Annotated in this window: 17 protein-coding genes; 15 read left to right on the plus strand and 2 right to left on the minus strand. The window is 71.0% G+C overall.

What is annotated here, in order from left to right; translation table 11 throughout:
- Window positions 1-9 precede the first annotated feature (9 nt).
- Together LPT13_RS11510 and LPT13_RS11515 are read left to right on the plus strand one after the other, a co-directional pair.
- Window positions 10-1,164: a helix-turn-helix domain-containing protein gene (locus tag LPT13_RS11510; protein ID WP_242166545.1), complete on the plus strand. Its 1,155-nt coding sequence runs from the start codon at window positions 10-12 to the stop codon at window positions 1,162-1,164.
- 126 nt (window positions 1,165-1,290) lie between these two features.
- Window positions 1,291-1,536, plus strand: coding sequence for a hypothetical protein (locus LPT13_RS11515; RefSeq protein WP_242166546.1), 246 nt, complete (start codon window positions 1,291-1,293; stop codon window positions 1,534-1,536).
- A gap of 133 nt (window positions 1,537-1,669) precedes the next feature.
- Here the strand turns inward: LPT13_RS11515 and LPT13_RS11520 are convergent, their stop codons facing one another.
- Together LPT13_RS11520 and LPT13_RS11525 are read right to left on the minus strand one after the other, a co-directional pair.
- The gene (locus LPT13_RS11520; RefSeq protein ID WP_242166547.1) at window positions 1,670-2,098 is read right to left on the minus strand and encodes an FKBP-type peptidyl-prolyl cis-trans isomerase; all 429 of its coding nucleotides are present in this window, start codon (window positions 2,096-2,098) and stop codon (window positions 1,670-1,672) included.
- 234 nt (window positions 2,099-2,332) lie between these two features.
- Complete coding sequence (locus LPT13_RS11525) at window positions 2,333-3,595, minus strand: glutamate-cysteine ligase family protein (RefSeq protein WP_242166548.1); 1,263 nt, start codon at window positions 3,593-3,595, stop codon at window positions 2,333-2,335.
- Window positions 3,596-3,909: 314 nt separating this feature from the next.
- On the opposite strand from LPT13_RS11525, the gene argC reads away from it, so the two are divergent.
- From argC to LPT13_RS11590, 13 genes are all read left to right on the plus strand, one after another.
- Window positions 3,910-4,977: an N-acetyl-gamma-glutamyl-phosphate reductase gene (argC, locus tag LPT13_RS11530; protein ID WP_242166549.1), complete on the plus strand. Its 1,068-nt coding sequence runs from the start codon at window positions 3,910-3,912 to the stop codon at window positions 4,975-4,977.
- A gap of 14 nt (window positions 4,978-4,991) precedes the next feature.
- On the plus strand, window positions 4,992-6,353 hold the full coding sequence (argJ, locus tag LPT13_RS11535; RefSeq protein WP_242166550.1) for a bifunctional glutamate N-acetyltransferase/amino-acid acetyltransferase ArgJ: 1,362 nt from the start codon (window positions 4,992-4,994) through the stop codon (window positions 6,351-6,353).
- Entirely contained in the window at window positions 6,350-7,297 is a 948-nt protein-coding gene (argB, locus tag LPT13_RS11540; protein WP_242166551.1) for an acetylglutamate kinase, read from the plus strand. Before argJ ends, argB begins: the two co-directional genes overlap by 4 nt.
- A 14-nt stretch (window positions 7,298-7,311) precedes the next feature.
- Complete coding sequence (locus LPT13_RS11545) at window positions 7,312-8,547, plus strand: aminotransferase class III-fold pyridoxal phosphate-dependent enzyme (RefSeq protein ID WP_242166552.1); 1,236 nt, start codon at window positions 7,312-7,314, stop codon at window positions 8,545-8,547.
- Window positions 8,548-9,333: 786 nt separating this feature from the next.
- Window positions 9,334-10,674 carry an argininosuccinate synthase gene (locus LPT13_RS11550; protein WP_242166553.1) on the plus strand — a complete coding sequence of 447 codons (1,341 nt, stop codon included), beginning with the start codon at window positions 9,334-9,336 and terminating at the stop codon, window positions 10,672-10,674.
- A gap of 13 nt (window positions 10,675-10,687) precedes the next feature.
- Entirely contained in the window at window positions 10,688-12,079 is a 1,392-nt protein-coding gene (gene argH / locus LPT13_RS11555; protein ID WP_242166554.1) for an argininosuccinate lyase, read from the plus strand.
- Window positions 12,080-12,176: 97 nt separating this feature from the next.
- The gene (locus LPT13_RS11560; protein ID WP_242166555.1) at window positions 12,177-14,561 is read left to right on the plus strand and encodes a transglycosylase domain-containing protein; all 2,385 of its coding nucleotides are present in this window, start codon (window positions 12,177-12,179) and stop codon (window positions 14,559-14,561) included.
- 107 nt (window positions 14,562-14,668) lie between these two features.
- Window positions 14,669-15,175, plus strand: a complete 507-nt coding sequence (locus tag LPT13_RS11565) for a hypothetical protein (protein ID WP_242166556.1) — start codon at window positions 14,669-14,671, stop codon at window positions 15,173-15,175.
- Window positions 15,176-15,310: 135 nt separating this feature from the next.
- Window positions 15,311-17,845 carry a U32 family peptidase gene (locus tag LPT13_RS11570; RefSeq protein ID WP_242166557.1) on the plus strand — a complete coding sequence of 845 codons (2,535 nt, stop codon included), beginning with the start codon at window positions 15,311-15,313 and terminating at the stop codon, window positions 17,843-17,845.
- 63 nt (window positions 17,846-17,908) lie between these two features.
- Window positions 17,909-19,126 (plus strand): tyrosine--tRNA ligase, encoded by a 1,218-nt coding sequence (tyrS, locus tag LPT13_RS11575; RefSeq protein ID WP_242166558.1) that lies wholly within the window; start codon window positions 17,909-17,911, stop codon window positions 19,124-19,126.
- A 142-nt stretch (window positions 19,127-19,268) separates the two neighbouring features.
- A complete protein-coding gene (locus tag LPT13_RS11580; RefSeq protein ID WP_242166559.1) occupies window positions 19,269-19,781 on the plus strand; it encodes a hypothetical protein in 513 nt (170 codons plus the stop codon).
- Window positions 19,782-19,805: 24 nt separating this feature from the next.
- Window positions 19,806-20,297 carry an RNA polymerase sigma factor gene (locus LPT13_RS11585; RefSeq protein WP_347264363.1) on the plus strand — a complete coding sequence of 164 codons (492 nt, stop codon included), beginning with the start codon at window positions 19,806-19,808 and terminating at the stop codon, window positions 20,295-20,297.
- Window positions 20,294-21,166 (plus strand): anti-sigma-I factor RsgI family protein, encoded by an 873-nt coding sequence (locus LPT13_RS11590; protein ID WP_242166561.1) that lies wholly within the window; start codon window positions 20,294-20,296, stop codon window positions 21,164-21,166. Before LPT13_RS11585 ends, LPT13_RS11590 begins: the two co-directional genes overlap by 4 nt.
- Window positions 21,167-21,591: the final 425 nt, after the last annotated feature.

Genomic DNA, 21,591 nt, shown 5'->3' on the forward strand with positions numbered 1-21,591 from the left:
GAGGCGGCCATGATCACGCTGCAGGATGTCATCGACCTCGGCATCTTCGAGGACATCTGGCCGGCCGCGCCCTGCGAGGGCTATCGCGACCGCGTGGTCACCGGCGCTGGCATCCTCGATTGCGAGCCCTTCCTGGGCGGCTACGACTCCTTCGTCCCCGGTGAGCTCATCTTCACGTCGCTCGGCTTCGCCCGGCGCGACCCGGCGCTGGCCGACGAGGCCGTCCGAGCCATGATCGAGCAGGACGTGGCCGCTCTCGTCATCAAGCCGGTGGCCCTCGACGCCATCAGCGCCGACGCCGCCGCCCTCAGCGCGGCCCGCGGCGTCCCGGTGCTCTTCTACGAGGGCCACTACGTCGAGCGCCTGATGGCCGCCGTCCTCGCCCTGGTGGCCGAGGACCAGGCGCAGTCCCAGCGCGACGCGCGCATCGACGCGCTGCTGGCCCCGCGGGACGAGGCCGCCGTCCGCGCGGCCCTCTTCGAGGTGGCTCATGCCACGGGGTCGACGGTGCAGTGCGTGGCCGCACGGCCCGTCGTCGCCGACGGCTGCACGCTGCCGGCGCTCCAGGGGGAGCTGGGCGCGGCCCTCTACGCCTTCCAGCGCGACTGGCCGGTCGTCGTCCAGGCCAGCGTCGTGCGCTACCACGACCGCCTGCTGGCCTTCGCGTCCTACGACCGGCCGCCCCGCGGCGCCGTCGCCCGGTCCGAGGTCGACCTGATCACGCGCCTGGGAGCCGTGGGCCGCCTGAGCCTCGGCGTCAGCCAGGAGGTCCCCCTCGGCCAGGGCGACCTGGCCATCCGCCAGGCGTGCGCCGCCCTCGACGCGGCGTGCGAGGGCCGGCGCCCATCGGTTCGCTGGGCCGACCTGGGCATCGACGCCTTCCGCGTGGCGGCTGCGGGCGACCGGCTCTTCTCGGGCACCGCCCGGCTCTACCGCGACCTGCTCGAGGGCTACGACGGGGCCCACGGCGCCGAGCTGTCGGACACCGCCCGAGCCTACGCGGCGGCCTTCGGCGAGGTGCGCGCCACGGCTGAGGCGCTCTACCAGCATCCCAACACCGTGCGCTACCGCCTGCGGCGCATCCGGGAGGTCCTCGGGCTGCCCGACCTCGCCGACCGGGAGCTCGCGGCCCTCCTCATGCTGGCCTATTCGCTTACTGATTAAGTCATAGTTATTTGTCCGATCGTACAAACCGGGCGGCCGTCGTTTCGTCGGGCCCTCCAACGGAGCGCCCGATCGCGGGCGGTACCCTCTTCCTCGTCGAGCACGTCCCGAGGAAAGGAGCCCCCGATGCTCAACGAGAAGGCCCTCAAGGTACTGTCCACCCTGTCCGAGCCGGACGCCGCCTACTGCCACAAGCTGGCGCGCCGCTTCGCCAACCTCGGCATCGCGCCGGATAATGCCAGCAGCGCCGTCTGCGCGCTCGTCGAGGCCGACGCCATCCCCGAGGCCGGCGTCGTCAAGGTGGCATCCCTCGCGAAGCCTGCGGCGCCTGCCGCCGAGCGCCCCGTCACCGACCAGGCCGTCTATGCCTAGCGCCCGACGATCCCGGCGCGCGGGCGCCCGACGGCGTCCCGCCCGCCGGCCCATCACGTGAAGCGGCCCGGCTCTCCTCGAGGGAGAACCGGGCCGCTCGCATGCTCGGGCCGGGTGTGCGGGAGGGGGAGCGCTAGTCGGCGACCTCCACCAGCTCCAGCTCGAAGTTGAGGGCCTTGCCGGCCAGCGGGTGGTTGAAGTCGAAGGTGGCCACGCCGTCCTCGATCGCCTTCACCTGGACGGGCACCGGGCGCCCGTCGGGGCCGTGCATGTAGATGACGCCGCCCACCGGCAGGTCCTCGGCGTTGGGGATGTTCTCCAGCGGCACCTCCTGGATGAGGTCCTCGCGCACCTCGCCGTAGGCGTCGGCCGGCTCGATGTGGATGGTCTTCTTGTCGCCGACGGCCATGTCCTTCACGCCCTCGTCGAAGCCGGGGATCACGTCGCCGGCCATGCATACGAACTCGATGGGCTCGCCGTGGTCGTAGGAGGAGTCGAACTTCTCGCCGTCGTCCAGGGTGCCCGTGTAGTGGATCTTAACCTTCTTGCCCTCGTTGCTCATCGAAAGGCTCCTTTCGTCGGTCATGCCATAGCCTGCCAGTCTAGAGGATGGCGTCGCACGCGCCTGCCGCGCGGGGGAATCTGCCCCAAGTTGTCACCAAGCGGCAGCGCCCGGCAGCGCCGCCCGCGAGGGGGTCTCCCGCGGAGGACCTGCGGGGCGCCCACCCAGCTGGATGCCGCGAGCGCGCTCGCCTGGCCGGATGCGCCGCGAGCACACGGCCCGCCCGCCCGGCGCCTATTCCCCGCGCTGCTCCTCGGCCACGTCGGCCAGGGTCGTGCGCGCGGCCACCAGGCTCGCCAGCGGCTCGAGGTAGGGCCGCTCCTCGTCGGAGAGCCCCGCGGCCGCCAGGCTCATCACCTCGTCGGCCAGCTCCGAGACCGGGTGGTGGTACAGGTAGCCGTCGTAGCCGTCGGCCATGAGCGACGCCTTCCCCGCCGCGATATCGTCGGCGGTCACGCCGGCGAAGAGCCGGTCGAGCGCGTCCAGGTTGCCGGCGTCGTAGAACAGGCCCTTGATGAGGGCCGCGTAGGCGATCACGCAGGGGATGGGCATGGCGTCGGCCGGCCGGATCTCCACGTAGGTCTTCAGCCGCACGTCGGTGAAGAACATCGACAGCGCGTGCTCCACCTGCTCGCGGGTCATGGGCTCGTCGGCGTAGATCTCGCCGAAGGTGCGGTCGGTGTAGCACCACTGCTCCGCGTCGCAGGCCACCAGGATGGCCGGCGTGTCCAGCACGTAGGCCGCGTAGTCGCGCAGGGTGAAGCCCGGTTCCATGATGCCGGGCACCACGCCGCAGCGGTCGGGGTCGCACTTCTCCCATATCTCGGTGCGCATCAGCCGGTGGGGCCGCGGCGCGTCCTCGAAGACAGGCGAGTTGTCGCAGATGAGCGACAGCAGCGGCACCAGGGCGAAGGCCAGGCGCATCTTGCGCAGGCAGTCCTCGGCCGACGAGTAGTCGATGGACACCTGGGTGGACGCGCTGCCGCGCATCATGCAGATGCCGAACATGCTGATGGCGCCCAGGTACATGTTCATCAGCTTGTAGCGGCGCTTGGGGATGAGCTCCAGGTCGACGGCGCGGGCGGTGGGGTGGTAGCCCACGGTCAGCACCTGGGTGTCCACGGGGTCGAGGCGCGCGGCGAGGGCGTCCTCGAAGGCGGAGAAGCAAGCCTCGGCGTCGGCCAGGCGCGAGAAGGGGCCGGCCGAGAGCTCCACCTGGGCGGCGGGCTCGATGGTCACGGCCTCGCCGGGACGGGCCACGCCCAGAAGGTCGCCCTCCGGGTCGCGCGAGGCCTCCGGGTAGTCCTCCAGAAGCTCGCCGAGCAGCCACTGCACGCCGTCCGGGCCGCGGTAGGGGACGGGCGTCCCGTCGGCACGCACCAGCGTGTGCTCCAGCTCGATGCCCAGCCGCTCCGACGACGCCTTGGCGCCGCTCTCGAAGTAGGCCACTATGGCGTCGATATTGGCCTCGCGGGCCGGTTGGTCGTTCTTGCTCATCGCTCACTCCAAACTCGCGCGTTCTCGCGCAAAAGGCTGACCGGTTTGATTACAATGCCGCTAATCGGCGCCCATGGTAACACTGGCAGGCCCGCGGGGCGCCCTGGTAGCGAAATCGAGGGTAGATCGTGGAATTCCGCAACGCAGCCATCATCACGGCAGGGGCCCCGGGCCCGGCCGTCCGACGACGCGCCTAGCGCGGCGAAGCCGCGCCGCGCGCCCCCTCCACCTCCGCAACCCCTCGGCGCCGTCCGGCAGCGACGCCGTCCCCTCTCCCTCGTGGCGAGGGCTCCCATCGAAAGGAAGAGCGACCCATGACCCTCAGAGCAGGCGTGGTGGGCGCGGCCGGATTCGCGGGCATCGAGCTCGTGCGGCTGCTCCTGGCCCACCCGGAACTCACCCTGACCGCCGTCACCTCCGACGCGCTGGCCGGCCGTCCGCTGGCCGATGCCTACCCGGCCTTCCGCGGCGCCACCGACCTGGCGTTTTCCGCCCATGACCAGGCCGACCTGGAATCCTGCGACGTCGTGTTCCTGGCCGTGCCCCACACGGCCGCCCTCGCCCAGGCCCCCGGCCTGCTCGAGCGGGGCGTGACCGTCGTCGACCTGTCCGCCGACTTTCGCCTGAAGGACCCGGCTGTCTACGAGGCCTGGTACCAGGTGCCCCACACGGCTCCCGGCCTGCTGGCCCAGGCGGCCTTCGGGCTGCCCGAGCTCACCGGCGGCGAGCTGGCCCGCGCCGCGGCGGCCCGCGCCCGCGGCGAGGCGGTGCTCGTGGGCTGCGCCGGGTGCTACCCCACGGCCACGTCGCTCGCCGCCGCCCCCGCCATCCGCGCGGGGCTCGTCGATCCCGCCGGCACCGTGGTCGCCGACGCCGTGTCGGGCGTCACGGGCGCCGGCAAGAAGGCCACCGAGCGCACCCACTTCTGCTTCGCCGACGAGAACCTGGAGGCCTACGGCGTGGGCACGCACCGCCACACGCCCGAGATCGAGCAGATCCTCGGCATCCCCGGGCGCCTCGTGTTCACGCCGCACCTGGCCCCGCTCAACCGCGGGCTGCTGTCCACGGTGAACCTGCCGCTCGACCCGGCCGCCCCGCGTCCGAGCGCCGACGAGCTCGTGGCGCTCTACCGCGACTTCTACGCCGATGCGCCGCTCGTCGAGGTGCTCGACCCGGGAACCTGGCCGCGCACCGCCTCGGTGGCCGGCACGTGCCGCGCGCACATCGGCGTGACGGCGCACCCGACGGCGCCCATGATCGTGGCCGTCGGCGCCATCGACAACCTGGGCAAGGGCGCCGCGGGCCAGGCGGTCCAGTGCGCCAACATCGTGTTCGGCCTGCCCGAGGACGCGGGCCTCACGGCCGTGGCCCAGCCGGTGTAGGGGAGGGGATGACCATGGATAACGAGAAGGCTGCCGCCGGCGTCGCTAGCACCGCCGGCGCCCCGGGCACCCCGGGCGAGCCCGTCCGGCCGCTGCCCCCGGCCGCGCCCGCGCCCGACGCGCTGGCCGCCGTCCCCGGCGGCGGCGTGGCCGCGGCGCTGGGCTTTCGCGCCGCGGGCGTCCACGCCGGCTTCCGCGACGACCCCGAGCGGCTGGACCTGGCCCTCGTCGTCGCCGACGAGCCCTGCGCCGCCGCGGCCGTGTTCACACGCAACGTCTTCTGCGCCGCCCCCGTGCAGGTCAACCGCGAGAAGCTGGACGAGGGCGGGCCAGGCGCGCCGAGCTACGGCACCGCGCGCGCCGTCGTCGTGAACTCCGGCGTGGCCAACGCGGCCACCGGCGAGCGCGGCCGCGAGGCCGCCCGGGCCATGGCGTCCATCACGGCCGACGCCGTGGGCTGCCCCGCCTCCGAGGTGCTCGTGGCCTCCACCGGCGTCATCGGCGTGCACCTGCCGCTCGAGCCCTTCCGCACGGGCGTGCCGGAGGCCGTCGCGACGGCCTCGCGCGCGGGCGGCGCGGCGGCGGCCCGCGCCATCATGACCACCGACACCCGCCCCAAGGAATGCGCCGTCACCTTCGACGGCGACGACGTGGGCTACCCCGGCGCGCGCTTCACCGTGGGTGCCATGGCCAAGGGCTCGGGGATGATCATGCCGGACATGGCCACCATGATCGCCGTCGTCACCACCGACGCGCCCGTGCTGGCCGCCGACCTGGCGCCGGCCCTGCGCGCCGCTGCCGACGCCAGCTTCAACCGCGTCACCGTCGACTCCGACACCTCCACCAACGACTCCTGCTTCCTGCTGGCCAGCGGCGCCGCCGCCCCCGGCGCGCCCCCGATGGCGCCCGGCACCCCGGCCTTCGCCCGCCTGGCCCAGGCGCTCGACCAGGTGTGCGTCACGCTCGCGCGCGCCATGGCGGCCGACGGCGAGGGCGCCACGCGTCTCATCACCGTCACCGTGCGCGGCGCGGCCGATCCGGCCGACGCCCAGGCCGCCGCGCGCACGGTCGCCAACTCGCCTCTGGTGAAGACGGCCGTCTACGGCCACGACGCCAACTGGGGCCGCGTCGCCGCGGCGCTCGGCCGGTCCGGCGCGGCCTTCCGCCAGGAGGACGTGGCCATCGACATCCTGGGGCTGCCGGTCTGCCGCGGCGGGCTCACCGTCCCCTTCGACGAGGACGAGGCGCTGCGCCGCTTCGAGTCCCCCGAGGTGGCCATCACGGCCGACCTGGGCGCCGGCAGCGCCGAGGCCACGGTCTGGACCTGCGACTTCTCACACGACTACGTTTCGATCAACGGAGACTACCGCTCATGAAGTACGACACCGAGACGCGCCCCAACGGCGTTTCCAGCATCACCGGCGACGTCCTCACCGAGGCGATGCCCTGGATCAAGAAGATCACCGGCGAGACCATCGTCATCAAGTACGGCGGCTCGGCCATGGAGAACCCGGCCCTGCGCGCCGAGGTGATGGCCGACATCATCCTGCTCAAGATCATCGGCGTGAACCCGGTCATCGTCCACGGCGGCGGCAAGGCCATCACGGCGGCCATGGACCGCTTCGGCCTGCCGGTCGAGTTCGTCGACGGGCAGCGCGTCACCACCCCCGAGGCCATGGACCTCGTGCGCATGGTGCTCACCGGTCAGGTCAACCAGGAGCTCGTCGAGGCCATGAACGAGCACGGGAACATGGCCGTGGGCATCAGCGGCACCGACGCGGGCGTCATCGTGGCCGAGCAGGCCGACCCGCGCCTCGGCCGCGTCGGGTCCATCACGCGCATCAACCACCTGCTCATCGAGGACCTGGTGGCCGCCGACTACATCCCCGTCATCGCCACCGTCGCCATCGGCGAGGACGGCGGCTGCTACAACGTGAACGCCGACGTGGCGGCTGGCCACATCGCCGCGGCCATCGGCGCCCACAAGGTGTTCTTCCTCACCGACGTCGACGGCCTCTACGAGGACTACCCGAACCGCGACACGCTCATCTCGGCCATGACGCTGGAGGAAGCACGCACGATGGTGGAGGAGGGCGCCATCTCCACCGGCATGATCCCCAAGCTGCGGTCCTGCGTCTACGCCATGGACGCCGGCGTGAAGAAGGGCCACATCATCAACGGCACGACGCCCCACGCGCTTCTGCTGGAGATCCTCACCGACAAGGGCATCGGAACCATGGTCACCGGCGACGGCGACCCCGAGGCCGCCGCTCCCCTCGGCAACTTCGCCGCCAAGCTCATCGAGAACCGCGATATGTAGGAAAGGAACCCGCCATGTCCCTCCAAGAGCAGCAGTCCCTCGAATCCGCCTATGTCATGGGCACCTTCGCCCGCAAGCCCGTCGAGTTCGTCGGCGGTCGCGGCATGACCCTCGTGGACGATGCGGGCCGCGAGTACCTCGACTTCCTCTCCGGCATCGGCTGCGACTGCCTCGGCCACTGCCCGCCGGTGCTGGTGGACGCGATAGGCGCCCAGGCCTCGCAGCTCATCCACGTGAGCAACTACTTCTACATCCCGCAGCGCGGCGAGGTGGCCGCGCACTTGTCCGACCTGCTCAACCGCTACGCGCCGGAAGGCGAGCAGGGCCCGTGGAAGACGTTCTTCACCAACTCGGGCGCGGAATCCAACGAATGCGCCCTCAAGCTGGCGCGCCTCCACGGCCGCCGGCGCGCCCAGGAGGCCGGCGGCCCCGACGCGCCGGTGCCCTACCACGTGGTGACGGTGGACGCCAGCTTCCACGGTCGCACCATGATGACGCTGGCCGCCACGGCCCAGCCCAAGTTCCACGTGGACTTCGCGCCCATGCCCGACGGCTTCTACGACGTGCCGCGCAACGACGTGGCCGCCCTGGAGGCGGTGTTCGCGGAGCACGGGGCCGCCATCTGCGCCGTCATGCTGGAATGCGTGCAGGGCGAGAGCGGCGTGCACCCGATGACGCCCGAGTTCCTGGCCGCGGCGCGCCGCCTCACGCGCGAGCACGGCGCGCTTCTCATCTGCGACGAGGTGCAGTGCGGCATCTTCCGCACGGGACGCCCCTTCGGTTTCCAGCACTACGGTGTCGTGCCGGACGTGGTGGCCATGGCCAAGGGGATAGCGGGCGGCTTCCCGGCCGGCGCCTGCGCGGCGCGCGCCGAGGTGGCCGACCTGTTCGCGCCGGGCGACCACGGCACCACCTTCGGCGGCAGCTGCCTGGCCGTGGCGGCCGCGCACGCCGTGCTCGGCGAGCTCGACGCCGGCGGCTACGAGCAGCGCGCGGCCGAGGCCGGCGCCTACCTGCGCGAGCGCCTGGCCGCCCTGCCGCGCGTCCACGACGTGCGCGGCCTGGGCCTCATGGTCGGTTGCGACCTGGCCGAGGACGCCCCGTCGGCTCCCGAGGTGGTGGCCGCCGCGCTTGAGGCCGGCTTCGTCCTCAACGCCACCGGCCCGCGCACCCTGCGCTTCCTGCCGCCTCTCATCTGCGAGAAGTCCCACATCGACGCCCTCGTCGACACCCTGGCCGCCCTCATCTAGCCCGCGCGCGGCGTGCAGTCCCGCCCCGCCTCGCCTCACGTTCACGCGCGGCGTACCCCGCCGGGCGCGGGTTGCGCAGCCCGCCCGGCCTGGCGCCGCGCACCCGCGCCCGCGCGGCCCTCGCGCTGCCCCAAAACGCGACTTATCACACCAGATTTCGTGATAAGTCGCCATCTTTGGCAGGATCCGTCCCCAAATCGCGACTTATCACGCGAATCGGTGTGATAAGTCGCGTTTTGGGGCGCAACCACCCTGATGAAGAAGCAGCGAAGCCCCTCGCGCGCCCAAAATTTCCGTTTCGTAAATTTCTCGCGCCATTTCGCGGAAGAAGGGGTATTATCCCCTGCAAGCAATTAGCTGCTTCGCGGTCATCGTTCGACCGCGCAGGAGGAACCGACCAGGAAGGAACCACGGCGTGCAGACCATCGGTCTCATAGCTTCGACCAGCGCCCCCGCGGGTGTTGCCGCCGTGCGTCCTGCCATCCTCTCCACGGTCACCCGACGCCGACGCGTCGAGGTGACGACCCGTCTGCGACGACGCTAGTCGTCCGCATTCCTCCAAGGGCCGCTCTTCTCCCTTCCCCAAACTCGCCTTCGCGCGAAGGCGAGCCCCCGTGGGCGCCGCCCGGCGCCTGCCCTCGATGAAGAGCCGTGGCACGCAGCAGCCTCCCGCACGAACCCCTGGGGCGCCCGCAAGGGCTAAAGCCCCCGCGTCAGAGCCGCCTTCCGCGTTCCGCAGACCCGGGCACCACACCGTCAGGCAGAACAAGCGAAAGGCAGATCATCATGACGCAGCAGAACACCCCCGCCAAGGACAAGGTCATCCTCGCCTACTCGGGCGGCCTGGACACCTCCGTGTGCATCAAGTGGCTCCAGGAGAAGTACAACCTCGACGTCATCGCCGTCGCCGGCGACCTGGGCCAGGATCACGCCGGGCTCGAGGCCATCAAGGCCAAGGCCCTCGCCTCCGGCGCCGTCGAGTGCCTGGTGGTGGATATGCGCGAGGCCTTCGCCGACGAGTACCTCACCTGCGCCATGGCTGCCAACGCCCTGTACGAGAACAAGTACCCCCTGGTCAGCGCCTTGTCGCGGCCGCTCATCGTCAAGCACCTGGTGGACGCGGCCCACACCTTCGGCGCCAAGTACATCGCGCACGGCTGCACCGGCAAGGGCAACGACCAGGTGCGCTTCGAGTCGTCCATCCTCATGCTCGACCCCGACCTCGAGATCATCGCGCCCGTGCGCGACTGGGACCTCAAGTCCCGCGAGGAGGAGATGGCCTGGGCCGAGGCCCATGGCATCGACGTGCCCACCACCATGGCGTCGCCCTACTCCATCGACGACAACCTGTGGGGCCGGGCCATCGAGTGCGGCGTGCTGGAGGACCCGTGGGCCGAGCCGCCGGCCGACATCTACACCATGACCGTCGACCCGACCGAGGCGCCCGACGCCCCCACCTACGTCGACGTCGCCTTCGAGCACGGCATCCCCTGCGCCCTCAACGGCCAGCCCATGAGCTTCCTCGACATCATCTACGCCATGAACGACCTGGCTGGCTCCAACGGCTACGGCCGCCTCGACATGATCGAGAACCGGCTCGTCGGCGTGAAGAGCCGCGAGTGCTACGAGGTGCCCGGCGCGCTGGCCCTCATCGAGGCCCACAAGGCGCTCGAGGACCTGTGCCTGGAGCGCAGCGTGCTCCACTACAAGCTCGGCATCGAGCAGACGTGGGCCGAGCAGGTCTACAACGGCCTGTGGTTCTCGCCGCTCAAGGAGGCCCTCGACGCCTTCCTCGCCGACACCCAGCAGTGCGTCACCGGCACCGTCAAGCTGAAGCTCTACAAGGGCAGCTGCACGGTGGTCGGCCGCACGTCCGACTACTCGCTCTACACCTACGAGCTGGCCACCTACTCGGCCGAGGACGAGTTCGACCAGAAGGCCGCCAAGGGCTTCATCGACCTGCACGCGCTCACCTGCAAGGTGTGGGCGAAGAATCGCCTGTCCATGGGCGCGAAGATGCACCAGTTCAAGGCCGTCGGATCCACCGCCGACGAGTTCACGGCCGAAAACTCGGCGGTCGTGGAAGAGGCCGAGGCCGTCATCGCCAACGCCCCCGTCATAGCGTAGGAAGGAACCCTCCATGGCCCTCTGGTCCGGAAGATTCGAGGAAGGCGCCGACGCCTTCACCCAGCGCTTCGGCGCGTCGCTGCCGGTTGACAAGGCGCTCTACGCCCAGGACATCGCCGGATCGCGGGCGCACGCCGCCATGCTGGCGGCCCAGGGGGTCATCGCGGCCGAGGACGCCGCCGCCATCGACGCGGGCCTGGCCGACGTGCTCGGCCAGATCGAGGCGGGCGAGTTCGCCTTCGACGTGAACGACGAGGACATCCACATGGCCGTCGAGGGCGCGCTCACCGCCGCCATCGGCGAGCCGGGCGCGCGCCTGCACACGGGCCGCAGCCGCAACGACCAGGTGGCCACCGACACGCGCCTCTACGCCAAGAAGCGCGCGACCGACCTCATGGCCGCCAACGTGGCCCTGCGCCAGGCGCTCATCGCCCAGGCCGAGGCCCACTTCGACGTCATCCTGCCGGGCTACACCCACCTCCAGCACGCCCAGCCGGTGCTGCTGTCGCATCACCTGCTCGCCTACACGTGGATGCTCGCGCGCGACTTCAGGCGCCTCGAGGCCGCCCGGGACGCGGCCGACGCCTGCCCGCTCGGCGCCGCGGCGCTGGCCGGCACCACCTACCCGCTCGACCGCGCCATGACGGCCGACGCGCTCGGCTTCGGCTCGGTCATCCCCAACTCGCTCGACGCCGTGTCCGACCGCGACTTCCTGCTCGACCTCCTCTACGCCTGCTCGGTGTCGGCCCTGCACCTCACGCGCCTGTGCGAGGAGATCATCCTGTGGTCGACGGCCGAGTTCGGATTCGTCACCCTGTCGGACGCCTACTCCACCGGCTCGTCCATCATGCCGCAGAAGAAGAACCCCGACTTCGCCGAGCTCATCCGCGGCAAGTCCGGCCGCGTCATCGGCGACATGGTGGCCCTCATGATGACGGTCAAGTCGCTGCCGCTCGCCTACAACAAGGACCTCCAGGAGGACAAGGAAGGCGCCATCGATGCGGCGAACACCCTCGAGGACTGTTATATATGCGCGGCGGGGATGATCGCCACCCTGCAGGTGAACCCCGACGCCATGATGGCCCAGGCGCGCAAGGGCTACCTGGCCGCCACCGACGTGGCCGACTACCTGGCCAAGAAGGGCCTGCCCTTCCGCCGGGCCCACGAGGTGGTGGGGCACCTGGTGCTTCTGTGCGAGAAGCGCGGCTGCGATTTGGAGGATCTGACGCTGGACGACTTCAAGGCCGAATGCGACCTGTTCGAGGCCGACATCGCCGGCGCCCTCAACCTCGAGGCTATCGTGGCGGCGCGCACTACCTACGGCGGCACCGGCCACGAGGCCGTCCGCGCCCAGCTGGCCGAGGCGAAGGCGCGCCTGGCCGCCGACGAGGCGCTTCTGGCGTAGCGCGCCTCCTGTGGAATTCTGCCCACAACTGTGGAAAAACCCCTGCTCCAACGGGCCGATGGTACAATGGGCGGCAGTTTTCCGACGGAGGTGATTCATGGGCTCCCGAGCCATCAAGGGCCGCAAGGGCACGAGAACCAGTAACAAGAAGACCGGCGTGCTGATGGCGCTCGCCATCCTGGTGGCCGTGGTGGTCGCCGGCACGGCTGGCGTCATCGGGCTGTGCTCGGCGTGGATCGAGGATCTGCCCGACTACGCCAACGCCGACGCCTACAACACCGCCAAGCCCACCACCGTCTACGCGTCCGACGGCACCACCGTGCTCGCCGAGTTCCAGCTGGAGAACCGCCAGCCCGTCACCATCGACCAGGTGAGCGAGCTCATCCTCAAGGGCACCGTCGCCACCGAGGACGAGCGCTTCTACACCCACAACGGCGTCGACATCCTCGGCATCGGCCGCGCGCTCGTCAACAACCTGGCCGGCGGCCAGCTCGAGGGCGCCTCCACCATCACCCAGCAGTTCGTCCGCAACACCATCCTGGCGGACGAGATGAATGACATCTCCCTCAAGCGCAAGGTGCGCGAGGCCTACATCTCCCTCAAGCTGGAGGAGCAGTTCACCAAGGACGAGATCCTGCTGATGTACCTCAACACCATCAACTACGGCGCCGGCGCCTACGGCATCCAGGCGGCGTCGCAGCGCTACTTCTCGAAGGACGCGACCGACCTCACCCTGAACGAGGCGGCCACGCTCATCGGCATCCCGCAGTCGCCCACCTACAACGACCCCACGCTCAACATGGAGAACTCCGTCAAGCGCCGCAACACGGTGCTCGACCGCATGGTGTCCAACAACGTCATCACCCAGGAGGAGGCCGACGCGGTCAAGGCCGAGCCCATCACCCTCAACGAGAACAAGCCCTCGGAGTCGGGCATCCTGGCCTACCCGTTCTTCACCAGCTACGTGCGCAACCAGCTGACCGACCCCAACGGCAAGTACGCCTACTCCACCGCCGAGGTGTTCAAGGGCGGCCTGACCGTCTACACCACCCTCGACGTGACGCTCCAGGGCTACGCCGAGGAGGCCTGCGAGAAGAAGCGCAAGCAGGCCGGCGGCGATCCCTTCGAGGTGGCGCTCGTCGCCATCGACCCGGACAACGGCTACATCAAGGCCATGGTCAGCCAGGGCGAGTACGGCGCGGGCGAGGGCCAGACCATGATCAACATGGCCACGGGCGAGGGCGGCGTCGGCCGCCAGCCCGGGTCGTCCTTCAAGACGTTCACCCTGGCCGCCGCCATCGAGGCGGGCATCGATCCCGAGACGCTGATCGACGCGGGCCGCCAGGAGAAGTTCCCCAGCTGGGACGTGCACAACATCGGCTATGCCGACTACGGCACCCGTTCCATCGCGAGCGCCTTCGCCGTGTCGTCCAACACCGCCTTCGCGCGCCTGTGCCTGTCGCTCGGCCCCGACAAGGTGGCCGACATGGCCCACAAGCTGGGCATCACCTCGCCGCTCGACGAGGTGGGCGCCCTCACTCTGGGCGCCTCGGAGGTCACGCCGCTCGAGATGGCCGACGCCTACGCGACGCTCGCCAACGGCGGCACCCACTACGACCCCGAGTGCATCGAGCGCGTGGTCGACCGCAACGGCAAGGTCATCGTCGACAACTCCCACCCCCAGGGCGAGCGCGTCATCGACCAGGAGGTGGCCGTCGCCACCGTCGAGGTCATGAAGGGCGTCGTCACCTCGGGCACCGGCCGCGCCGCGGCCCTGTGGAGCCTCGGCCAGGAGGCCGCCGGCAAGACCGGTACGGCCGACAACTACAAAGACAGCTGGTTCTGCGGCATCACCCCGCAGCTCTCCGTGGCCATCTGGCTGGGCGATCGCTCGCCCATCTCCAAGGCCAAGTCCATCCCCGGCGGCGTCACGGCGGCCAGCACCTTCGCCGACTTCCTCAACCTGGCTCTCAAGGGCCAGCAGACCGAGAAGTTCCCCACGGCCGACAAGAAGCCCAGCTACATCAAGGACTTCAAGGACGACGAGTACCATATCGGCGGCCACTACGGCAAGGGCGACGAGGACGCCGAGGAGCAGGGCGAGGCCGCGCAGACCGGCGAGGCGCCCGATGCGCCCACGACGACCAACCCGACCACCCCGCCGACCACCGACCCGGGCAACCAGGGCGGCAACGCCGGGGGGAACACCGGGGGCAACACGGGCGGAAACACCGGCGGCAATACCGGCGGCAACACGGGTGGCAATACCGGTGGTAACCAGGGCGGCAACCAAGGAGGCAACACCGGCGGGAACACCGGAGGGAACACGGGCGGAAACACCGGGGGCAACACCGGCGGTAATACCGGCGGCAACACGGGTGGCAACACCGGCGGTAACCAGGGCGGCAATACCGGCGGGAACACCGGCGGCACCCAGCCGACCATCTCGGGCAACCGCAGCGCCGGCTCCCAGCCCGCCTAGGCGCGACGAACGCGTAACAGTCACCATCCCGGGTCGGCTTCTCGCCGGCCCGGCGGCATAATAAAGGCAGGGCCCCACGGCGGGCCCCGGAACAGGAGCGACGGCACATGAACACCTTCAAGATGACGCGCATCATCTCGTTTTCCCTGGCGGCCCTCTGCGTGGGCGCGCTGCTGGCGTTGGCGGGCTGCGCCGCCCCCAACAACCCGGCCACCGAGGCCCAGACGGCCAACCGCCAGTACATGGCCCAGGTCAACCAGACCATGGATGACCTGTCCCAGAAGCTCGAGGGCTTCGAGGACGCCGTGTCCCGCGGCGACGTGGTGACCATGCGCACCCAGGCCGACAACGCCTTCAAGGTGCTCGACTCCCTGGTCGCCATCGAGGCGCCCGAGCCCCTCAAGGAAGTCCAGCAGGACTACGTTGACGGCTGCGCCTCGCTCAAGGAGGCGCTCAGCGGCTACGTCGACCTCTACACCGAGGTCGCCAGCGCCACCGACGAGCACCCCTTCGACTACGCCACCTACGACCAGCGCATCAAGGACATCCAGGGCACCTACGACCAGGGCATCGACCAGCTCAAGGCCGCCGACGCCCGCGCCGCCGAGCTCTAGGCCCCGCTCCGCGCCCCAGGGCCCGGCGTCGTCCGGGCCCTTGTCATGCCCGCGCGCGTCCCCCTGCGGCCCTGCGCGCCTGCCTGGGCCCGTCCCGGCGCCCCCCTCGTCTCCTCCCGAACCGAAAGGATCCCCATGGCCCGTCCCTCCGTCGAGCTGCTGGCCCCGGCCGGCACCCCCGAGGCGCTCCATGCGGCCGTGGCCGCCGGCGCCGATGCCGTCTACCTGGGCCTCGAGGCGTTCAACGCTCGCCGCAACGCCGGCAACTTCACCATCGACTCCCTCGGCGAGGCCTGCGCCTACGCGCACCTGCGCGGCGCCAAGGTCTACGTGGCCATGAACACCGTCATCCTGCCGGGCGAGGTGGCCGACGCGCTGGAGTGCGCCCGCCAGGCCTACCGGGCCGGCGCGGACGCCTTCATCGTGCAGGACATCGGCCTGGCCTCCGAGCTCTCGCGCACGCTGCCCGAGGCCCGGCTCCACATCTCCACCCAGATGAACACCATCAACGCCGCTGGCATCCACGCCGCCGCGCGCCTGGGCGCCCGCCGCGTCACCCTCGGCCGCGAGCTGTCGCTGGGGGAGGTGGAGGCCCTCGCGTCCGATGCCGCCGCCCTCGGCATGGAGGTCGAGGTCTTCGCCCACGGCGCGCTGTGCATCTGCTACTCGGGCCAGTGCCTCATGTCGTCGCTCATCGGCGGCCGCTCGGCCAACCGGGGGCTCTGCGCCCAGGCGTGCCGCCTGCCCTTCGAGCTGCGCAGCGCCTCGCTGCGCAAGCCGCTCGACGCGCCGGGCGAGCACCTGCTCTCGCCCCAGGATCTCTGCGCGGTCGACCTCATCGGCGATCTGGTCGACGCGGGCGTCGCCTCCCTCAAGATCGAGGGCCGCATGAAGTCGCCGGAGTACGTCGCCGCCGTCACGGCCGTCTACCGTGCCGTCCTCGACCGCGTCCTCGACGCGCGCGAGACGGGCCAGGCCGGCCCGATCCCGGCCACCGACGACGAGCGCGCCCGCCTGGCCGAGGCGTTCTCGCGCGGCTTCACCACCGGCTACCTCGAGGGCGAGCGCGGCAACGCCATGATGAGCTACCAGCGCCCCAACAACCGCGGCGTGCCCGTCGGGCGCGTGGCCGAGGTGCGGGACGGGGCGGCCCTCCTCAAGCCGACCGTGCCCCTGGCCGCCGGCGACGTGGTGGAGTTCTGGACGCGGAAGGGCCACGGCGCCGTTACGCTGGCCTCTGCCGAGGCCGACCGCCAGGGCCGGGTGCGCATCCCCCTCGACGGGAGGGTGCGCGGCGTCAAGGCGGGCGACCGTGTCTTCCGCGTGCGGTCCGCCGAGGCCGCCTACGCCGACGACGCGCTCGCGCCTCGCGTGGCCGTGCGCGGGACGGTGGCCCTGCGCATCGGCGAGCCGCTGCGTGTGAGCTTCGCCCCGGCTGCCCCCGCCGACCTGCCGGCCGACGCCGCCCTCGGCACCCGCGCGGCCGCCCGCCGCCTGGCCGACCGCGCGCCTAGCGCCCCGGCCCCCCTCGGCACGGCCGAGGGCCCCGTCGTGGAGCCGGCCCGCACCAAGGCCGTCACTGCCGATGACGTGCGCGCCCACGTCGACCGCCTGGGCTCGACCCCCTACGTCCTCACCGACCTGGCCGTCGACCTGGACGAGGGCGTCGGCATCGGCTTCTCGCAGCTGCATCACGTGCGCGCCGCGGCCCTCGACGCCCTGGGCGCGGCCCTCCTCGCCGGCACCCGCGATCGCGTGCTGCCCCGCGTCACCCCGCGCGACCCGCTGCCCGAGGCCCGCGTGGCCGGCTGCACCGTGGCCGCCTGGGCCACCAACCCCGCCTGCGCCCGCGCCGCCAAGCGCGCCGGCGCCGAGGTCATCTTCGTCCCCGCCCTCAACTACCGGCGCGGCGAGGCCGTCATCGCCGGCCAGCTCTCCGCCACCGCCGAGCAGGCGGGCTACCCCAAGCAGTGCGCTGTCGCCCTGCCCGTGGCCGACCACGACGCCGAGGGCTGCTCCCGCGAGGCGCGCGTCGGCTACGACGTGTGGCGCTACGTGGAGGAGGGCCGCCCCGTGCTGGCCGACAGCCTGGCTGCCCTCGAGCGCGCCGCCGACGCGGGCGCCATCGTCGAGGTGGGGCCGCACCTGCCCGTGGCCAACGGGCTGTCCCTCGACGTGTGCGCTGCCTTCGGCGCCCGGCGCGTGTGGCTCTCGCCCGAGCTCACCCTGCGCCAGATCGAGGAGCTCGGCCGCGACAAGCCGGTGGAGCTCGGCCTCACGGTTATCGGCTCCCAGGAGCTCATGGTCACGGAGCACTGCCTGCTCATGAGCCAGGGCCCCTGCAACCAGGACTGCGCCGCCTGCCCGCGCCGCCGCACGCCGCACCACCTCAAGGATCGCAAGGGCTTCGAGTTCCCCGTGGTGACCGACGCGCTCGGCCGCAGCCACCTCTACAACAGCGTGCGCCTCGACGTGGCCCAGGCCCTGCCCGAGCTCCTCGCCGCCGGCGTGTCGTCGTTCATGGTGGACACCACGCTCATGAACGTCGAGGAGTCCGCCCAGGCCGTCGGCCGCGTGGTGCGTGCCCTCAAGGTGGCCCAGCGCGACGGCAACTCCGTGGCGAAGATGCCCGACACCACCTCCGGCCACCTCTTCCGCGGCGTGTCCTAGCCCCGGTGCCGCCCGCTGCGCTAGAATGGCTCCCCAGACGTCAACCGACCCCGCCCCAAGGAGATGAGTCCGATAACCCCCGAAGAACAGCTCCACATCATCCGATCCGGCGCCGCCCAGATCGTGCCCGAGTCGGCCCTGCTCGATAAGCTCAAGCGCGGCGAGCCGCTCAACATCAAGCTGGGCGTCGACCCCACGGCCCCCGACATCCACCTGGGCCACGCCGTGCCCCTGCGCAAGCTGCGCCAGTTCCAGGACCTCGGCCACCAGGTCACGCTCATCATCGGCGACGGCACCGCGCTCATCGGCGACCCGTCCGGGCGCAACTCCACCCGCCCGCAGCTCTCGCGCGAGCAGATCGACGCCAACGCCCAGACCTACGTCGACCAGGCCTTCAAGGTGCTCGACCCCGCCAAGACCACCCTGCGCTACAACTCCGAGTGGATCCTCTCCCTCGACATGGAGGCGCTGCTGAAGCTGCTCAGCAACTTCACCGTGGCCCGCATCCTCGAGCGCGACGACTTCCGCAACCGCTACGCCAACAGCCAGCCCATCAGCCTGCACGAGTTCCTCTACCCGGTCATGCAGGCCTACGACTCGGTGGTCATCAAGGCCGACGTGGAGCTCGGCGGCACCGACCAGCTCTTCAACCTGCTGGCCGGCCGCGAGCTCATGGAGAAGATGGGCATGGAGCCCCAGGTGTGCCTGACGTTGCCCCTGCTCGAGGGCACCGACGGCGTGAAGAAGATGTCGAAGAGCTACGGCAACTACATCGGGCTCACCGACGAGCCGGCCGACATGTTCGGGAAGGTCATGTCCATCCCCGACGAGCTCATGGTGAAGTACCACCGCCTGGCCTCCACCGTGCCGGTCGACGAGATCGACGCCATCGAGGCGGGGCTCGCCGACGATACGCTGCACCCGAACAAGGTGAAGCGCGCCCTGGCCCGCAACATCGTGGCCTCCTACTACGACGAGGCCGCGGCCCAGGCGGCTGAGGAGCAGTTCGACCTCGTCTTCAAGAAGCACGAGGCCCCGGCCGACATCCCCGAGTTCGCCGCCGACCTCACCCCCAACGACGAGGGCCTGGTCTACGTGGCGAAGCTGCTGCACGAGGCCGGCCTGGCCCCCAGCGTCGGCGAGGCGCGCCGCCTCATCGACGGCGGCGGCGTCAAGGTCAACGGCGAGCCCCTGCCCGCCAAGGCCTACAACGTCGATCCGGCCCTCCTGGCCGGCGCCACCATCCAAGTAGGCAAGCGAAAGTTCGCCAAGCTCATCTAGCCAAAGGGGCGCCAAGAGGCGCCCCCTTTCGTTTCACTCCCCGCCAAGAAAAAATCCGCCTTTTCTCTGATATCCTTGCAAGGATCTCCGCTTCTCATTCGTATTACCAGTGAGGAACGAGAGAGACCCCCGAGGAGGAACCATGAGAAAATCCCTGATCGCCCTCGCCGCCGCCGTGGCGCTCGCCGTGCTGGCCGTCCCCGCCGTCGCCTTCGCTGCCTGGGCGCCCGCGTCCGCCGCCGCGTCCGCCGTGTCCTCGGCCGTCCCCGCGCGCGCGGCCCTAGCCGCCTGCCCCGGCTTCGCCGATAAGGACGCCGACGGCATCTGCGACAACTACGGCCACGGCTGCCCGGACGCCTGCCCCGGCTACGTCGACGCCGACGGCGACGGCACCTGCGACAACTACGGTGCGCGCACCCCGCGCCAGGGCTCCGGCGCCTACGTCCCGGGCTGCCCCGGCTATGCCGATGCCGACAGCGACGGCGCCTGCGACAACTACGGCTCCGGTAACACGGCCTGCCCCGGCTATGCTGACGCCGACGGCGACGGCGTGTGCGACAACCGCGGCTCGGGCGCCGGCGCGGCCCCCGGCAACGGCGCTGGCTACGGCCGCGGCGCCCACCACGGCGGCCACGGCCACGGCTGCCGCCGCTAGCCCGACGGCCCGGCCCCTCGCGCGGTGCGTCCCGGCGACGACATAGAGCAGGCCATGGAGCGCCACGGCGACACCGTCTGGCGCGTCTGCCTCCTGTCGCTACGCCATGAGGCCGATGCCCAGGATGCCTTCCAGGACACGTTCATGCGCTATGCGCTGGCCGACGCCACGGCCTTCGAGGGCGACGAGCATCGCAAGGCCTGGCTCATCCGCGTGGCGACGAACGCCTGCCGCGACATGCTGCGCCGGGCCTCCCGTCGCACCAACGTGGGCCTCGACGAGGGCCTCGACCAGCTCGTCGCGGCGAGCGATCCGGAAGAGCAGCCCGGCTCCGCCGTCCACGAGGTCATCGACGCCATGCGCGCCCTCGACGACCCGCCGCGCACCCCGCTCTACCTCGCCCTCTACGAGGGTTACACCGCCCCCGAGATAGCCGCCCTGGTGGACGCGCCCGTCAACACCGTCTACTCCTGGATATCGCGGGGCCGCAAGCAGCTGAAGGAGGTGCTGGCATGACCGACCTCAACGACCGCGTGCGTCGCGCCCTCGACGCGCAGCATGCCCCCGAGGCCCTCCGGGCCCGCACCCTGAAGGCCATCGAGGAGGCCCGTGCCCAGCAGCAGGCCGGCGCCCCCGTCCCGTCCGAGGCGGTGCGTGCCGCCGCCCGCCGCCGCCCGCGCCGGCGCGCCCTCGCCGCGGTGGCGGCCTGCCTCATCCTGGCCCTGGCGGGCTTCGGCCTCGTGACGGCCTATCGCCACCCTGTCGCCTATATCGGCATCGACGTGAACCCCTCCATCGAGCTGGCCGTCAACTGCTTCGACATCGTCGTGGCCGCCGAGCCCCTCAACGACGACGGCCGCGCCCTCCTCGAGGACGTGTCCCTCGTCGGCCGCCCGTGCCCTGACGCCCTCGACGCGCTCGCGGCCAGCGCTCCCTTCGCCGCCTACGCCGACGTCGGTTCGCTCGTGGCGGTGAGCGTCGCGTCGACGGACGCCGCCCTGGCCGATCGCCTGACCGCCGACGCCGATGCCGCCCTGGCCGCGCTTCCCTGCGACCACTCCTGTGCGGCCGTCGACGTGGAGGTGCGCGACCAGGCGTCCGCGGCCGGCATGGGCATGGCCCGCTACCAGGCGGCCCAGGAGCTCGTCGCGTTGGATCCGTCTCTCACCCTCGACGAGTGCGCGGCCATGACCATGCGCGAGCTGCACGACCGCATCGACGCCTGTGCGGGTCACGACGACTCGGCGGAGGACGCGTCCTCGCCCGATGCGGGCCGCGGCGGCCATGGCGCCGGGGGTGGGGGAGGAGCCGGCCACGGCGCCGGCGGCACAGGTCGCGGCCAGCAGGGCGCGGGCCACGGTTCCGGTCATCACGATGGCGCCTGAGGGTCACCGCACTCTTATATAGGTATAGATGCAGGGGGTCGCGCCACGCGGCCCCCTGCATATGGTGGCCGCTTCCGTCGCCCGCCGAACCGCCTGCCTTTCAGGCAGGGGAGAGCGCCGTGTCGATGCCGTTTCGAGGGATGTGCAGGAACTGTGGAGCGTGAAATACCCCCTTGCGCGTTCGGCTCAGAGCAGTAATATATGCAAGCTGTCTTTTTCGGGAGAGGGAGGCAGCCGGCAGGGCCAAGGCGAGCAATCGCCGAACGCGAAACCGAGTTGTCAAGATTGTGTGAACGTCTTGACACGAAGGAGCAAGCCGAGTAAAGTATCTCCTTGCGCCGCACGCGAGAGCGGCGAGCGCGGAACCTTGAGAACCGGATACTGTGGATGAATTTCGAGATGGATCGAATAGTGTCAGACGGACA

Source organism: Adlercreutzia faecimuris (assembly GCF_022669055.1).
Classification (GTDB): Bacteria; Actinomycetota; Coriobacteriia; order Coriobacteriales; family Eggerthellaceae; genus Enterorhabdus; species Enterorhabdus faecimuris.

What these genes read in the sequence shown, in the direction of transcription:
- LPT13_RS11510 (WP_242166545.1), top strand. Translation starts at nt 10, where the DNA reads ATGATCACGCTGCAGGATGTCATCGACCTCGGCATCTTCGAGGACATC.
- LPT13_RS11515 (WP_242166546.1), top strand. Translation starts at nt 1,291, where the DNA reads ATGCTCAACGAGAAGGCCCTCAAGGTACTGTCCACCCTGTCCGAGCCG.
- LPT13_RS11520 (WP_242166547.1), bottom strand. Translation starts at nt 2,098, where the DNA reads ATGAGCAACGAGGGCAAGAAGGTTAAGATCCACTACACGGGCACCCTG.
- LPT13_RS11525 (WP_242166548.1), bottom strand. Translation starts at nt 3,595, where the DNA reads ATGAGCAAGAACGACCAACCGGCCCGCGAGGCCAATATCGACGCCATA.
- argC (WP_242166549.1), top strand. Translation starts at nt 3,910, where the DNA reads ATGACCCTCAGAGCAGGCGTGGTGGGCGCGGCCGGATTCGCGGGCATC.
- argJ (WP_242166550.1), top strand. Translation starts at nt 4,992, where the DNA reads ATGGATAACGAGAAGGCTGCCGCCGGCGTCGCTAGCACCGCCGGCGCC.
- argB (WP_242166551.1), top strand. Translation starts at nt 6,350, where the DNA reads ATGAAGTACGACACCGAGACGCGCCCCAACGGCGTTTCCAGCATCACC.
- LPT13_RS11545 (WP_242166552.1), top strand. Translation starts at nt 7,312, where the DNA reads ATGTCCCTCCAAGAGCAGCAGTCCCTCGAATCCGCCTATGTCATGGGC.
- LPT13_RS11550 (WP_242166553.1), top strand. Translation starts at nt 9,334, where the DNA reads ATGACGCAGCAGAACACCCCCGCCAAGGACAAGGTCATCCTCGCCTAC.
- argH (WP_242166554.1), top strand. Translation starts at nt 10,688, where the DNA reads ATGGCCCTCTGGTCCGGAAGATTCGAGGAAGGCGCCGACGCCTTCACC.
- LPT13_RS11560 (WP_242166555.1), top strand. Translation starts at nt 12,177, where the DNA reads ATGGGCTCCCGAGCCATCAAGGGCCGCAAGGGCACGAGAACCAGTAAC.
- LPT13_RS11565 (WP_242166556.1), top strand. Translation starts at nt 14,669, where the DNA reads ATGAACACCTTCAAGATGACGCGCATCATCTCGTTTTCCCTGGCGGCC.
- LPT13_RS11570 (WP_242166557.1), top strand. Translation starts at nt 15,311, where the DNA reads ATGGCCCGTCCCTCCGTCGAGCTGCTGGCCCCGGCCGGCACCCCCGAG.
- tyrS (WP_242166558.1), top strand. Translation starts at nt 17,909, where the DNA reads ATGAGTCCGATAACCCCCGAAGAACAGCTCCACATCATCCGATCCGGC.
- LPT13_RS11580 (WP_242166559.1), top strand. Translation starts at nt 19,269, where the DNA reads ATGAGAAAATCCCTGATCGCCCTCGCCGCCGCCGTGGCGCTCGCCGTG.
- LPT13_RS11590 (WP_242166561.1), top strand. Translation starts at nt 20,294, where the DNA reads ATGACCGACCTCAACGACCGCGTGCGTCGCGCCCTCGACGCGCAGCAT.